Here is a 12,989-nt window from a genome sequence, read left to right on the forward strand (position 1 = left end):
CCCGGCCGGACGTCGCCCCCGACCGAACGTCACCTCCGGCAGGACGTCACCTTCGGCCGGATGTCACCCCGGCAACCACGACGGCGCGGTCGGCAGACGACGTGGGGCGGCACGACAACGCGGTCAGGCCGCCGTCCGGCCAGGCCGCCACCCGATCCGGACCGACGTCCGGTCAGGCCGCCACGCTCAGCACGGGGGCGGCGATCCGACGGGCGACCGGGGCGTGCATGGTCGCGAGGGAGGCGGCCAACCGGGCCGGGTCGCCGGCCAGCCAGAGCCGCAGCGCGGCGGCGAGCGCGGCGCTGGCGGGGCACGTCCGCAGCCCGCCCGCGAGGGCGATCCGGTCGCCGAGCAGCGGGAGCAGGTCGGCGACGGGCGCGGGCAGCCAGAGCATGACGGCGCAGGGCGTGGGACGGGCGAGGACGCGCAGCAGCCGCAGCGCCGCGGTGTCGTCGTGCAGGGCCGGAATGACGTCGAGCAGCCCGTCCGCCGCCACCTCCGAGACGTCGCTGCCGTGGCCGCGCGCCAGTTCGCGCAGCAGGGCCCGCTCGGCCGCGGTGATCCGGACGGTCAGCATGACTTCTTCGCAGTCCATGGTCCTGGTCCCGCCTTCCGCTTGAGGGGTGTGCCCGTCGGTGGGTCACGCGCGCGCTGGTCCCCGGCGCCGTGGGGCGCCGAATGGGTTCTGCCCGTCAGGAGGCCTCCGTCACCGGCGCAATCAGGCCGTAATGGCCGTCGTAACGGCGGTAGAGCACCCGGCCGCGGCCGTCGTCCGGATCGGTGTGGAAGACGAACGGCCAGCAGGTGAGCCAGAGCCGCCGGGCGGCCTCGGCCACGTCGAGGCGGGGCGCGGGGTGCAGGCTCTCGGACAGCGGGAGGGCGGATCCGCCGAGCCGCGCGGTCGAGTGGGCACGGATCAGCCGCAGGCCACCGCTCATCGGCCGGCGGTGGACCAGGCTGTCCTGTCCGGTGAGCGCGTCCACGAAGAGGTGGAAGCCGTGGTCCAGGGCGAGCAGTTCGCGGGCCGCCTCGTCGGGGGTGCGGCGGGCGAGGACGACCGACTTGCGCCGGACGATCTGCCGTTCGGCCAGCGGGCGCGGGGTGAACTGCGGCCGGTAGGCGCTCTCGTACACCGCGGCCAGCCCGATGTCCCCCTGCTCACGCAGCCGGGCGGCCCGGGCGGCGAGCGTGCCGAGCGCGAGGTCCACCGCCTCGCGGACGGTCCTGGCGGACAGTTGGACCCGGACCGGACCGTCGCCGTCCAGCACGACAGCGGCCTGCGCCACGACCGGCCGGGTCACCGCCCGGTCGCGCATCCGGGTGAGCCGGACCCTGGCCCCGTGCACTCCCGGGCCGAGCGCCGCGAACAGTTCCAGCGCCCGTACCCGCGCGTACTCGGCGTCCTCGCGAGGCAGCTCGCCGCGTATCTCCACCCGTACCTCAGGGGCGGGCCGGTGGCGCAGACGGGTCATCAGGGTCCTCCTCGGGGCCGGACCATGCCGGGGTCTCCGGCACGTGCCGGACGGTTCCGGACCATGCTGGACCGTCGGAGGCCCTCCGGCCGAGGGCCTAAAGACCCTGCCTGTGGGGCAACGGCGACCGGCCCCGCCCGGCCCGTCCGCCCAGGTCAGACCCGAACCAGGATGCGGCGGCGTCCGGGGGCGGGCGCGCCGCCGTCCGCGCCGCTCCGCCGTACCGGTCACAGCACCCGACGGCCGGTTGCGGACGTGCGCCGTTCCGGGCCAAACTCCCGTCCGTGACCGAGACGATCCCCCTGGACCAGGGCGACCCGCGCTGGGTCTTCCCGGCCCTCACCGAGGCCGAGGCCCCCGCCGTCGAGGCCGCACTCGCCCTCGCCGCCGGCCGGATCCGCCGGATTGCCACCGGGCTCGGCGTCCGGGCGGGCCGGACCGGGGCCGGCCTGGAGTATCACCGGAACGAGTGGATCGTCGCCGCCACCGTCACCGGCTTCGTCGAGACACCGGGCCTGCTCGTGGTCTGCTCACTCGGCTTCCCGCGCCGCTGCGGGTTCGACCTGAGCTGGGGGCCGCCCTGGCGGGCGGGGACCGAGGTCGAGGTGGCGGGCGAGGTGGTGGACGGCTGGGAGGAGTGGTTCGGGCAACCCGTGGCGGCCGCCGAGGGGTTCGCCGCGGCGGCCGACCGGCTGACCGGCCGGGTGACTGCCGCGGTCCGGCGCGGCCACCGGGCCTGACGGTGGAGCCCGCTCGATCCGCCGGCGGGTCGCCGACTATGCCGGTGAAGCCGCCGGGCCTGACGGTGGAGCCGCCGGATCTGCCGACGGGGGGTCACCGGTGCGTGCCGCTACCACACCACCGTCGGTCAACGCGCCCACCGCGCGCGCCGCGCCCGGGCCGGGGCGGCACGATCCACCGATGGGGTGATCCCCCCGCGTACGGCGCAACGCTCACGGGACCGGCGCGTTTTCTATGACGTGCGCCCTCTGTCTGTGGCGCGCGCGGGGGTCCGCGCTGGCCGGGGCCCCCGGATGCCGCCTGTCGCGGCGGCGGCTCCGGCGGGCCCGCCGCGCAGGTCCAACTGCTTGAGAGAGAATGTCATGTCCCTGACGACCGAGCCCCGTAGACCGATCGCCCCCTCCAGGGACGCCCCCCAGCCGGGAGCGCCGACCGTTCCCCCGCTCGCGCCGGGCGCACTCCCCGTCCTCGGCCACGCCCCCGCCCTGCTCCGCGACCCGCTCGGCTTCCTCGGCTCGCTCTCCCGCCACGGCGGAGTGGTACGGATCCGGCTCGGTCCGCGCACCGTCTGCGTGGTCACCGACGCCCGCCTGGTCCACACCCTGCTGGTGGCACGCGCCCACGACTGCCCGCGCGGCGCCGTCCAGGACACCCTCAGGACCGCCTTCGGCGACGGCCTCCTGATGTCCGAGGGACAGGCGCACCGCGACCGCCGCCGGGTCGTCCAGCCCGCCTTCGGCCAGGACCGGATGGCCGGCTACCTCGCGGTGATGCACCGGGTCACGGAGGAGCGCGCGGCACACTGGCGGCCCGGCCAGGTCCTCGACGTGGCCAGGGAGATGAACCACCTCGCGCTGGAGATCGTCACCCGGACGCTGTTCGACGCGCGGCTGAGCGAGGACGCGACGCTCGCCTTCCACCGGGCGCTGCCCGACCTGGTGAAGGGCCAGATCGTCCAGTCCCTCTACCCGCACCCCGCCCTCGCCCGGGTGCCGCTGCCGGTCAACCGGCGGTTCGACGCCGCCGTCCGGGTGCTCAACCAGGTGGTCGACCAGGCCGTCGACCAGGCCTCCGACCGCGGCGCCCGGCCCGCCGGCTGCCCCTTCGGCGGCGAGGAGCAGCCCGGCCGCAACCCGGCCCACACACTGCCCGCCCTGCTGCGCGCCGCGACCGACCCCGCCACCGGCCGCCCGCTCACCGAGGCGGACGTGCGCTCCGAGGCGATCACCATGTTCGGCGCGGGCACCGAGACCGTCTCCACCACGCTCACCTGGCTGATCGACGAACTGCTCCGGCACCCGCGGGTGGAGGCCCTCGTCCTCGCCGAGCTGGACGAGCACCTCCCGGCGGGCACCGTCCCCACCCCGGAGGCGCTCGCCCGGCTCACGTACACGCACAGCGTCACCCGGGAGGTGGTGCGGCTGCACGCGCCGAACGCCTTCCTGATGCGCACCGCGAGCGTGCCGGTCGAGCTCGGCCGCTACCGGATCCCGGCCGGTACCGAGCTGCTCTACAGCCTCACCGCGCTGCACCGCGACCCGCTGCTCCACCCGGACCCGCTGCGCTTCCACCCCGGCCGCTGGCACGAGGGCGGCGGCTCGGCGGGCACCCGGCCGCGGGCGTTCCTGCCGTTCGGGGCGGGCAAGCACAAGTGCATCGGCGAGGCGTTCGCCTGGGCGGAGCTGACCGTGGCCGCCGCCGCGATCCTGCGCCGCTGGCGGCCGACGGCCGTGCCGGGCGCCCGGGCCCGCGAGGTCGTCTGGACCACTGTCCAGGCCCAGGGCCTGCGCGTCCGACTCGCCCCGCGCGAGGCCCCCGGTGCAGCGGCACGACCGGAGGCACGAGGGGGCGGCGCGCAGACGGACCCCGCACCACCTGGCAGCGCGCAGGCAGGCATCACTCCCGCGACCCCCGCACCAACCGGCACCGCCGAGGCACGCCCCCTGCAGGCGGACCCGACACCGACCGGCACCACCCGGGCCGCCGTCGAACGGGCCGCCGCCGCTTCCGCAGGTACCGCCGGCGCCCCGCGGATCGCCGCCGTCCCGCGGCCGGCCGCGCCCGCGCATCCGGCGCCACGCCCACCCGCCACGGCCGGCCGCCTTCCCGGCGAACTGCTCACGGCCACCACCCGGCACGCCGACTGGGCACTCCACCACGGCCTGCTCCGCCCCGCCGAGCTGCCGCGCTACCAGGCGTACGCGCTACCCGGGTTGATCGGCCACGCCTACCCCCGGGCGCGCGGCGCCGAGCTCGACCTGCTGGTCGACGTCCTCGGCTGGTTCACCATCCTCGACGACCGCTTCGACGGCCCGCCGGGACACCGCCCGGCGCAGGCCCGTGCCGTCGTCCACCCGCTGCTCGCCGTCCTGACGGGCGACGTTCCCGCTCCGGCGGCGGGCGACTCCCCGCTGCTGCACTCCTGGCGGGAACTGTGGGAGCGCCAGTGCGACGCGATGTCGCCCGTCTGGCGCGGGCGGAGCGCCGCCGAGTGGCGTTCCTGTCTGGAGACCTTCCTCACCGAGTCCGCGCACCGGGCCGGACGCACCTCCCCCGGCCTGACCGAGACCCTGCGGCTGCGCCGTCACGCCAGCTGCCTCTACCCGTTCATGAACATACTGGAGCGCGTCCACGGCGCCGACGCGCCGGCCCGGCTGCACGCCGACCCCGCGCTGCACCGGCTGCGCGCGCACACCGCCGACGCCGCGACGCTCATCAACGACCTCTACTCGCTGGAGCGGGAGGAGCGGCAGGCCGCGGCCGCCTTCAACACCGTGCTGACCCTGCAACGCGTCCGCGGCTGCACCCGCACCCAGGCCGCGGCCGAGGTCCGCGACCGGGTCGCGCGCCTGCGGGAGGAGAGCGACACGCTCCGGCGGCGCCTGCTGCTCCGCCACCCGGCCGGCCACTGGTACCTGAACGGCACCCGGGAGCTGGTCGACGGCGTGCAGGCCTGGACCAGCACCTCCCGCCGCTACGTCGGTGACGGCCCCCGCGCCGGTGACGGCCCCCGCGTCAGTGATGATCAGTGCCTCAAGGACGGTCACCGCCGCAGGGACGGTCAGCGCCTCGGTGACGGTCACCCCCTCAGCGACGGCCTCCGAGACTGAACAGCAGGATGACGAACCCGGCGAAGAGGTGCGTGGCGAAGATGTAGATGCCCGCGCGGATCAGCATGGCCTTGCGCCTGCTCTTCTCGTCGCTGATGCCGTCGGCCATGGCCGGGTCTCCTTCGGGTCGGGCGGTCGTCGCGCATGGTCCGGGCGGGCGTCGGCACGACGTCCGCCCGGTGCTCACCGACCGGGCGCGCGGAGCTCGGTGAGCAGCGTGCCCTGGTCGGCGATCAGGTCGGTGAGGATGCGCCGGGCGGCGCGCAGCAGGTCGGCGACGTCCGGCGTACTCAGCGCGTAGACCACGGTGTTGCCCTCGCGGGTGGCCGTGACCAGCTGGGTCCGGCGCAGCACCGCGAGCTGCTGGGAGAGGTTGGAGGCCTCGACCTCGATCTCGGCCAGCAGTTCGCGCACCGGCCGCGGCCCGTCCTGCAGCAGCTCCAGCACGCGGATGCGGACCGGGTGCCCGAGGGTACGGAAGAACTCCGCCTTGGCCTGGTACAGCGGGACCGCCATCGTCCGCCTTCTCCCTGCTGTTCGCTGGTGCCCGGGGGCGCGCGATCGGCGGGCTGCCCGGTGGCCCGGTGCGGCCGGGAAGCATCATCCCTTGCGGATGAAGAATTCTTCAAGTCGTCATCGCACCCGGCCGCCGACCGCCGCCGCCACCCCTCCCCCGCCGGACTCCCCCTGCCGGCCCCCTCCGGTCCCCTCCCCGACGAACGAACAGGGCCCGGGAGTCCGCCAACCCCCGGGCCCTGCTGCACTACCGGCGAGTCATCAACACGGCACCACGACGTCGACGGTCACCGGAGCCGGGTTCCACGGGAAGTCGGCCACGCTGAAGCTGCCGTGCACGGTCGAGCCGCACGTCACCGTGCCGCCGACACCCCGCACCTGCACCGTGCTGGCCTTGAACAACGTGCCCCCGCTCACCGAGCCGAGCGAGGCGCCGCCCACCACCTGGCCGGAGAGGCCGGTCAGCAGCTGCCGGGTCGGCAGCTCCGGGCTGCCCGGGCTCGGCGGCCCGGCCAGGGAGATCTGGCCGTAGAACGCGACACCGGTGCCGGTGATCTCGGCGCACACCTTGGTCGACAGACCGGCCTGAAGGCCGGAGGCGCCGCAGGTGACGGTCGTGGTCGTGGTCGTGGCGGTCGCCGCGCCGGCCTCGGCGGGGATGGCCAGGAGGGTCGCCGCCCCGGCGACACCGGCCGCGAGCAGGGTGAGTCGGTTCATCCGCTTCTCCGTTTCACAACGTCATACAGTTCCGCACATGTGACATTTCACATGTGCCATGCCGTAACCCTGGCACATGATTCGAATGCCCACCGGCGATTGGGCCATCGACTCATCGGACAGACCGGAAAACAGCCTTTCGATGGCGTGATCTTGGCCCTTGACCGCAGGTGAATGCCGCCGAACAACACCGAGGTGGCCCGTGCCCTCGACCCGGCCTCGGGCGTTGGACGGACGTGAAGCGACTCCTCCGGATCACCGCCGTTCTGACCGCCGCCCTGGCCGTCACCTTCACGCCGACCGCGGCGGCCGCCCCACCCGCGTCGTTGCTCGGCGGCGAGGTCCGCCGGCTGCCCACCGAGGAGCGGGTGGTGGCGCTCACTTTCAACGCCGCCTGGGACGAGACCGGCCTCGACGCCGTCCTGGCCGAGCTGCGCGAGCGTGCCGCACCCGCCGCCTTCTTCCCCACCGGGCGGTTCGCCGAGCAGCACCCCGACGCCGTCCGGGCGATCGCCCTCGCCGGGTACGGCCTCGGCAACCACTCGTACAGCCACCCGTACTTCACCGAGCTCGGCCCGCAACAGGCACGCGCCGAGGTCCTGCGCGCCGACGCGGCGATCCGCACCGCCTCGGGCGCCGAGCCGCTGCCCTTCTTCCGCTTCCCCTACAGCGAGACCACGCCGCAGCGGATCGCCGACGTCAACGCGCTCGGCTTCGCCGACCTCGAATTCACCGCCGACACCAACGGCTACCTCGGCCCCGCCGGCGGCATGACCCCCGCCAAGGCCGCCGACCGCGCCCTCGCCGCCCTCGTTCCCGGCGCGATCCTCCAGCTCCACGTCGGCGCGCCCGACGAGAGCCCCGACCACGGCTGCCTGGACGCCGAGGCGCTGCCGCTGATCATCGACGCCGTCCGTGCCCGCGGCTACCGCATCCTCGACCTGCGCGAGCTGCTCGACCCCGAGAGGGCGAGCGGGTGATCGGCGAGGACGCCGGCCGTCTCGCCGGCGGGCTACCGGCCGCCCGCAGCAAGGCCGGAGCGCAGGGCGTCGACCCGGTGGAGGGCGTCGAGGAAGGCCTGGCGGTCCAGGCGGCCGCTGTCCAGGGCGTCGGCCAGGGCGACGGCGGCGGCATCGCCCTGCTCGATGTCGCGGGCGGAGCAGAGCAGGAGGTCCATGCCCGCCTCGGCGGCGGCGAGGGCCCGGACGGGGGTGTCCCCGAACGGGTCCAGGGCGCCGGCTTCGAGTGCGTCGGTGACGGTGACGCCCCGGAAGCCGAGGCGGTCGCGGAGTTCGCCCTGGACGACGGTGGGCGACAGGCCGGCCGGGCGGTCCGGGTCGAGGGCGGGGTAGACCGCCCAGGAGGTCATGACCAGGCGGACGCCGGCCGCGATGGCGGCGCGGTAGGGCTCCTCGCCGCGGGCGCGGAGTTCGGCGAGGGGGACGGGCAGGGTGACGGGCTCCACGTCGGTGTTCTGGTCGCGCGCGGCGGCGCCGAGGCCCGGGAAGTGCTTGGCGGTGGCCGCGACGCCGAGGTCCTGCTGCGCGGCCAGGAAGGCGGCGCCCAACCCGGCCACCACGGAGGGGTCCTGGCCGTAGGAGCGCTCGAAGTGGTCGATGAAGTTGTCGGGGGTGTCGAAGACGTCGAGGACGGGCGCGAGGTTGGTGTTCAGGCCGGCGTCGGCGAGGTTGCGGCCGGCGCCGACGCCCGAGCGGGCGGCCTCGGCGACCGGGTCGGGCGCCAGCCCGGTGCGGCGGGCGGAGAGTTCGGGAGCACCGGGCAGCCGGCGGACCTTGCCGCCCTCCTGGTCGGTCATCAGCAGCAGCGGGAGGGCGCCCGGGGCCTCGGCGGCGGCCTGGCGCAGCTGCCCGACGGCCGTGCGGAGCTGGTCGGGCGAGGTGATGTTCTCGCCGAACAGGATGACGCCTGCCGCCCGGCCCTCGCGGATCGTCTGCAGCAGGGCCGCCGGCGGGGTCGGCCCGGCGTAGGAGTAGACGATGCGCCGGCCGGCGAGCCGGCGGGAGTCCTCGTTCGGCATGGGGCTCTTCCTCTCCACAGTGGGCGGCGGCCGGTGGGTTCCGCGCGCGGAACCGGCCGGGGCCGGGGTCATGGCGGTCAGCAGCAGGATGAGGGCCGTGACCCGGACGGTCCGTCGGAGCGACGGCATCGGACCTCCCGGACAGGGGGACGGAACCGCGGAGGGACGGGACCGCGAGGGGACGGGACTCTGGAACGGTGTGAAACGAAGGAGCTGGTGAAACGAAGGAGCGGTGTGAACGGAGGAGCGGCGTGATCGAATCCGGGCGCGGGGCCCGCCGGGGCCGGCCGCTCCGGTGCGTCAGGCTACCGGGATCCGGCCCGCCCGGGCTCCGCGCAACGCGCCCGCTACCCCATCCGCCGTAGCAGTCCGCCCAGCACCGCGACGCCCTCCGTGATCTCGCCCGGCGCGCCGGCCGCGTAGCCGAGCACCAACCCGGGCGGGTGCGGCAGCCGGGCGTGCCAGGAGAGCGGCTGCACCTTGACGCCGTGGGCGAGCGCGGCCGTGGCGAGTTCGGTGTCCGTGCAGTCGAGCCCGGCCGGGAAGGTGACCATCAGGTGCAACCCGGCCGCCGCACCGTGCACGACGGCGCCCGGCAGGTGGGCGCCGATCGCGGCGATCATCGCGTCCCGGCGCCGACGGTGACGCGGGCGCAGCAGGCGCAGGTGGCGTTCCAGCTCGCCGGTCTCCATCAGCCGGGCCAGCACCAGCTGCGGCAGGACCGCGTTGCCGAGGTCGGCGAAGCGCTTGGCCGCGAGGACGGCCTCGCGGTGGCGGGGCGGGACGATCAGCCAGCCGGTGCGCAGGGCGGGGGCGAGCAGCTTGGAGACGCTGCCGGTGTAGCAGACCTGTTCGGGGAGGACGCCGCGCAGGGCGGGCACGGGTGCGCGGTCGTAACGGTGTTCGGCGTCGTAGTCGTCCTCGATGACGAGGCCGCCCTCGCCGGCCCAGCGGAGCAGTTCGCGGCGCCGCTCGCCGCCGAGCACGACGCCGGCCGGGAACTGGTGGGCGGGGGTGAGCAGGACGGCGGGGGCGCCGGTGGCGCGGAGCGCGTCGACGCGGATGCCGTCGGCGTCGACCGGGACGGGCGGGGTGGCGGTGAGCCAGTGGCCGAGGTGCTGGCGGGTGCCGAGCGAGCCCGGGTCCTCGACGGCGACCTCGGTGAGGCCGGCCTGCCCGAGCACCTGGCCGAGCAGGGCGAGGGCCTGGGCCGCGCCGGCGACGATCAGCACCTCGTCGGGGTCGGCGCGGATGCCCCGGTTGCGTGCCAGCCAGTGGGCGACGGCCCGGCGGAGCGCGGGGGTGCCGCGGGGGTCGCCGTAGCCGAACTCGTGGGCGGAGAGCCCGTCGAGGACGGCGCGTTCGGCGCGCAGCCAGGCGGCGCGGGGGAAGGCGGCGAGGTCCGGGACGCCGGGCGAGAGGTTGATCCGGGCGGGGGCGGCGCGCAGCGCGTCGAAGCTCGCGGGGACGGGCGCGGCGTCGAACGGGGCGGGTGCCGGTGTGGGAGGCCCGGCCGGCGGGGGCGGCGGGGCCGGGGTGGCGACGACGACGGTGCCGGCCCTGCCCCGGCCGGCGATCTGGCCCTCCTCGGCGAGCCGCCCGTAGGCGTCGGTGACGACCCCTCGGGAGACCCTCAGCTCGGCGGCGAGCACCCGGGTGGCGGGCAGCCGGCTGCCGGCGGGGAGGCGGCCGTCCGCGATCGCCCGGCGCAACCGGCCGGCCAGCCAGTCGGCGAGGCCGCCCGGCGGTGCGTCGGCGGTGTCGAGCTGGAGGAAGTCGGCACCGACCAGTTTGGACCTGTCGAGGGCCGGCTCTATGGACCTGTTCACCGGTCCATTGTGGACGCCAGGGTGGGGACATGACGACGGAGAAGGAATTCCAGGAGACCACCGCGCAGCCGAGGACCGCCGCCCCCGCGGAGCGCCACGGCTACGTCCACGGCTATTCGGCCACCGAGGCGCAGCGGCTCGGCGACCAGGCGGACACCCTCGCGGAGCTGCTGCACGCGGACACGGCGTACCCGGCGGGCAGCCGGGTGCTGGAGGCGGGGTGCGGCGTCGGGGCGCAGACGCTGCACCTGCTGGCGGGCAGTCCCGGCGTGCGGCTGACGGCGGCCGACATCTCGGCCGACTCGCTCGCCGAGGCGCGTGCCCGGGTGGCGGCGCACGCGCCCGGCGCCGAGGTGACGTGGCACCACGGGGACCTGCACGAACTGCCGTTCGCCGACGGCGCGTTCGACCACGTCTTCCTCTGCTTCGTGCTGGAGCACCTGGCGGACCCGGTGGCCGCCCTGGCCGCCCTGCGCCGGGTGCTGAGGCCGGGCGGCACGGTCACGGTGATCGAGGGGGACCACGGCTCGGCCTTCTTCCACCCGGAGAGCGCCGCCGCCCGCGCGACGGTGGACCACCTGGTGCGGCTGCAGGCCGGCGCGGGCGGCGACGGCCTGATCGGGCGTCGGCTGCACCCGCTGCTGACGGCGGCGGGGTTCGACGACGTCGCGGTCCGCCCGCGGACCGTCTACGCGGACGGGAGCCGCCCGGCACTGATGGAGGGGTTCACCCGCCGCACCTTCGTCGCGATGGTCGAGTCGGTGCGCGACGACGCGGTCGCGGCCGGCCTCACCTCCCCGGCCGCGTTCGACCGGGGCGTCGTCGACCTGCGCCGCACGGCGGAGGCGGGCGGGACGTTCCACTACACCTTCTTCAAGGCCCTCGCGGTCAACCCCTGAGGGTGTGTCCGGCGATCCGCGCCGTGCGCCCGGCGGGGAAGGTCGGACGCGCCGCGGAGGGCGGGCCGGTCACCCGGCCTCGTCGCCCTCCCCCAAGGTCGCGAGCACCGTCCGCAGGGCGTCGATCAGGGCCTCGGTCTGCTGCGGGTCGAGGTCGGCCAGGATGCGCCGTTCGGTGGTGAGGTGATCGGGGAGGGCGCGGTCGACCAGGGCGTGGCCCTCGGGGGTGAGGGCGACGTCGCGGCTGCGGCCGTCGGACCCGCTCGGGGTGCGGGTCACCAGGCCTCGGGCCTCCAGCCGGTCGAGGCGCTGGCTGATCGCCCCGGAGGTGACCATCGCGGACTCCATCAGCCCGGTGGGGGTGAGCCGGTAGGGCGGGCCGCTGCGTTTCAGGGTGGCCAGGACGTCGAAGGACGGGGTGTCCAGGTCGTGCGCGGCGAAGTTCCGCTTCAGCTCGGCCTCCACCAGGCGGGTGAGGCGTTTGAGCCGGCCGATCACCTCCATCGGGGAAACGTCGAGGTCGGGGCGCTCCGCGCCCCACTGCCGCACCAGTCGGTCCACATGGTCTGCCACCGCTCCAGCCTAGACGACCCCCAAACGATGTCTTAGCGGTGAGATACCTCACAGCACCCGATTCACCCGGCCGGACCCAGATGTCTTAGCGCTGAGATACATTTGCCGGGTGCTTAGGAACCGACTCGGAATCGTGCTGGTGACCGCGCTCGCCCCCGCCGTCTGGGGGTCGACCTACCTCGTCACCACGGAACTGCTCCCGCCCAACCGCCCGCTGCTGGCCGCGGTGCTCCGCGCACTGCCCGCCGGACTGCTCCTCATCGCCATCACCCGCCGTCTGCCGAAGGGCAGTTGGTGGTGGCGCTCACTGGTGCTGGGCGCGCTCAACATCGGCGCGTTCATGGCCCTCCTCTTCATCGCCGCCTACCGCCTGCCCGGCGGGGTCGCCGCCACCGTCGGCGCCGTCCAGCCGCTGATCGCCGCAGGGCTCTCCGCCGGGCTGCTCGGCGACCGGCTCTCGCTGCGCACCCTCCTCTCCGGCATCGCCGGCGTGATCGGGGTCAGCCTGCTGGTGCTGCGGGCCAACGCCCAGCTCGACGCCCTGGGAGTCGCGGCCGCGCTCGGCGGCGCCGTCGTGATGGCCACCGGCGTCGTCCTCTCCAAGCGCTGGACCTCGCCCGCCCCGCTGCTCGCCACCACCGGCTGGCAGCTCACCGCCGGCGGCCTGATGCTCGCCCCGGTCGCGCTCCTGGTGGAGGGCGCACCGCCGTCCCACCTCACCGGCGCCAACCTGCTCGGCTACGCCTACCTCGGCCTGATCGGCGCCGCCGTCTCGTACGCGCTCTGGTTCCGCGGGATCCGGGCGCTGCCGCCGACCTCGGTCACCTTCCTCGGGCTGCTCAGCCCCGTGGTCGCCACCGCCCTCGGCTGGCTGGTCCTCGGTCAGGACCTCTCGCCCGTCCAGGGGGTCGGCGCGGTCATCGTGCTCGGATCACTGGTCGCCGCCCAGAACCAGCGCCCCCGGACCACCGCCCCGGAGAGCCCGCTCCCCCCGGCCGGGCGACCCGCGTCGGCCGAGGCCGCCGCGACGCAGCAGCCCGTCGCCGAACCAACCCGCTGAGCACGCACACCGCCTGACCGTGCACGCCGCCCGA

13 protein-coding genes are annotated in these 12,989 nt (G+C 75.5%); 5 read left to right on the forward strand and 8 right to left on the reverse strand.

All coding sequences use genetic code 11. The features are described from left to right. Positions 1–172: 172 nt before the first annotated feature. Both ACFC1F_RS17365 and ACFC1F_RS17370 read right to left on the reverse strand, forming a co-directional pair. The gene (locus tag ACFC1F_RS17365) at positions 173–595 is read right to left on the reverse strand and encodes a hypothetical protein (protein ID WP_209411012.1); all 423 of its coding nucleotides are present in this window, start codon (positions 593–595) and stop codon (positions 173–175) included. Between the two features lie 97 nt (positions 596–692). Continuing rightward, a complete protein-coding gene (locus tag ACFC1F_RS17370; RefSeq protein WP_376159179.1) occupies positions 693–1,472 on the reverse strand; it encodes a sigma 54 modulation/S30EA ribosomal C-terminal domain-containing protein in 780 nt (259 codons plus the stop codon). A 284-nt stretch (positions 1,473–1,756) separates the two neighbouring features. Here ACFC1F_RS17370 and ACFC1F_RS17375 point away from each other — a divergent pair, with 284 nt between their 5' ends. Then, on the forward strand, positions 1,757–2,212 hold the full coding sequence (locus tag ACFC1F_RS17375; protein WP_376159181.1) for a hypothetical protein: 456 nt from the start codon (positions 1,757–1,759) through the stop codon (positions 2,210–2,212). A gap of 363 nt (positions 2,213–2,575) precedes the next feature. After that, complete coding sequence (locus ACFC1F_RS17380) at positions 2,576–5,323, forward strand: cytochrome P450 (RefSeq protein ID WP_376159183.1); 2,748 nt, start codon at positions 2,576–2,578, stop codon at positions 5,321–5,323. Here ACFC1F_RS17380 and ACFC1F_RS17385 read toward each other — a convergent pair. The 3 genes from ACFC1F_RS17385 to ACFC1F_RS17395 all read right to left on the reverse strand — a co-directional run bounded on the left by ACFC1F_RS17385 (position 5,301) and on the right by ACFC1F_RS17395 (position 6,556). Further along, positions 5,301–5,432 carry a DUF6126 family protein gene (locus ACFC1F_RS17385; protein WP_241002330.1) on the reverse strand — a complete coding sequence of 44 codons (132 nt, stop codon included), beginning with the start codon at positions 5,430–5,432 and terminating at the stop codon, positions 5,301–5,303. The two genes, ACFC1F_RS17380 and ACFC1F_RS17385, sit on opposite strands and share 23 nt — an antisense overlap. A 74-nt stretch (positions 5,433–5,506) precedes the next feature. Continuing rightward, entirely contained in the window at positions 5,507–5,839 is a 333-nt protein-coding gene (locus tag ACFC1F_RS17390; RefSeq protein WP_376159185.1) for an ArsR/SmtB family transcription factor, read from the reverse strand. Positions 5,840–6,100: 261 nt separating this feature from the next. Beyond that, on the reverse strand, positions 6,101–6,556 hold the full coding sequence (locus ACFC1F_RS17395) for a hypothetical protein (protein ID WP_209411017.1): 456 nt from the start codon (positions 6,554–6,556) through the stop codon (positions 6,101–6,103). Between the two features lie 236 nt (positions 6,557–6,792). On the opposite strand from ACFC1F_RS17395, the gene ACFC1F_RS17400 reads away from it, so the two are divergent. Next, the gene (locus tag ACFC1F_RS17400; protein ID WP_376159187.1) at positions 6,793–7,536 is read left to right on the forward strand and encodes a polysaccharide deacetylase family protein; all 744 of its coding nucleotides are present in this window, start codon (positions 6,793–6,795) and stop codon (positions 7,534–7,536) included. A 32-nt stretch (positions 7,537–7,568) separates the two neighbouring features. Here the strand turns inward: ACFC1F_RS17400 and ACFC1F_RS17405 are convergent, their stop codons facing one another. Continuing rightward, complete coding sequence (locus ACFC1F_RS17405; protein ID WP_376159189.1) at positions 7,569–8,594, reverse strand: glycoside hydrolase family 3 N-terminal domain-containing protein; 1,026 nt, start codon at positions 8,592–8,594, stop codon at positions 7,569–7,571. A gap of 347 nt (positions 8,595–8,941) precedes the next feature. Next, entirely contained in the window at positions 8,942–10,423 is a 1,482-nt protein-coding gene (locus ACFC1F_RS17410; RefSeq protein WP_376159191.1) for a PLP-dependent aminotransferase family protein, read from the reverse strand. Between the two features lie 29 nt (positions 10,424–10,452). Between ACFC1F_RS17410 and ACFC1F_RS17415 the strand changes: the two genes are divergently transcribed. Beyond that, positions 10,453–11,322 (forward strand): methyltransferase domain-containing protein, encoded by an 870-nt coding sequence (locus tag ACFC1F_RS17415; RefSeq protein ID WP_376159193.1) that lies wholly within the window; start codon positions 10,453–10,455, stop codon positions 11,320–11,322. A gap of 69 nt (positions 11,323–11,391) precedes the next feature. Here ACFC1F_RS17415 and ACFC1F_RS17420 read toward each other — a convergent pair whose 3' ends face one another. Beyond that, positions 11,392–11,895 carry a MarR family winged helix-turn-helix transcriptional regulator gene (locus tag ACFC1F_RS17420; RefSeq protein WP_148640870.1) on the reverse strand — a complete coding sequence of 168 codons (504 nt, stop codon included), beginning with the start codon at positions 11,893–11,895 and terminating at the stop codon, positions 11,392–11,394. Positions 11,896–12,004: 109 nt separating this feature from the next. Between ACFC1F_RS17420 and ACFC1F_RS17425 the strand changes: the two genes are divergently transcribed. Beyond that, positions 12,005–12,955, forward strand: a complete 951-nt coding sequence (locus ACFC1F_RS17425; RefSeq protein WP_376159195.1) for an EamA family transporter — start codon at positions 12,005–12,007, stop codon at positions 12,953–12,955. Positions 12,956–12,989: the final 34 nt, after the last annotated feature.

It is taken from the genome of Kitasatospora sp. NPDC056181 (genome assembly GCF_042266225.1).
Lineage (GTDB): Bacteria > Actinomycetota > Actinomycetes > Streptomycetales > Streptomycetaceae > Kitasatospora.

What these genes read in the sequence shown, in the direction of transcription:
- ACFC1F_RS17365 (WP_209411012.1), bottom strand. Translation starts at nt 595, where the DNA reads ATGGACTGCGAAGAAGTCATGCTGACCGTCCGGATCACCGCGGCCGAG.
- ACFC1F_RS17370 (WP_376159179.1), bottom strand. Translation starts at nt 1,472, where the DNA reads ATGACCCGTCTGCGCCACCGGCCCGCCCCTGAGGTACGGGTGGAGATA.
- ACFC1F_RS17380 (WP_376159183.1), top strand. Translation starts at nt 2,576, where the DNA reads ATGTCCCTGACGACCGAGCCCCGTAGACCGATCGCCCCCTCCAGGGAC.
- ACFC1F_RS17385 (WP_241002330.1), bottom strand. Translation starts at nt 5,432, where the DNA reads ATGGCCGACGGCATCAGCGACGAGAAGAGCAGGCGCAAGGCCATGCTG.
- ACFC1F_RS17390 (WP_376159185.1), bottom strand. Translation starts at nt 5,839, where the DNA reads ATGGCGGTCCCGCTGTACCAGGCCAAGGCGGAGTTCTTCCGTACCCTC.
- ACFC1F_RS17395 (WP_209411017.1), bottom strand. Translation starts at nt 6,556, where the DNA reads ATGAACCGACTCACCCTGCTCGCGGCCGGTGTCGCCGGGGCGGCGACC.
- ACFC1F_RS17405 (WP_376159189.1), bottom strand. Translation starts at nt 8,594, where the DNA reads ATGCCGAACGAGGACTCCCGCCGGCTCGCCGGCCGGCGCATCGTCTAC.
- ACFC1F_RS17415 (WP_376159193.1), top strand. Translation starts at nt 10,453, where the DNA reads ATGACGACGGAGAAGGAATTCCAGGAGACCACCGCGCAGCCGAGGACC.